Source organism: Bradyrhizobium sp. Kon58 (assembly GCF_055807455.1).
The window spans coordinates 1-373 of the sequence record NZ_JBVVOT010000214.1 but is presented as its reverse complement, the minus strand read 5'-3'; the positions used below and the strand labels follow the sequence as shown (position 1 = coordinate 373).

Annotated in this window: 1 protein-coding gene; it reads left to right on the top strand. The window is 57.6% G+C overall.

Annotated elements, in window-relative coordinates:
• Positions 1-348, top strand: a 348-nt coding sequence (locus AC0L20_RS40175; protein WP_473295696.1) for a hypothetical protein, incomplete at its 5' end; no start/stop codon positions are given.
• Positions 349-373: the final 25 nt, after the last annotated feature.

The following is a 373-nucleotide window of genomic DNA, read 5'->3' as shown; positions in this document are numbered from 1 at the left end:
CTCATCTACAAAGCGATGCTCGCGACAATCGAAGGTATCCCGGCGATCACCTCAACATTTCCAGCAGGTGCTCAAACATCTGATGCGCAACTCTCTGTTTTGACGACAAAGCCTGCTGCTGAGGAGCGCGAGGATCTGAGCTGCGTCGCCAAACATTCCTCGCTGGAAGAGAAAACCTCTGCCTCGCCCCCACATCTAACGCAACTGCGCCAGTTAGCACGCGAACTGCTTGATGGAGGACTGCCCCCTTCCATTACATCGCTGTTCCCGGACGCTGGACCGCTTCGAAGCGCGCAAGCAGATTGTCGCTGCCTTCGACGCTGCCGGTTTGCTGGTGAGCGTGGATGACCACGGCCTGAAAGTGCCGAAGGGC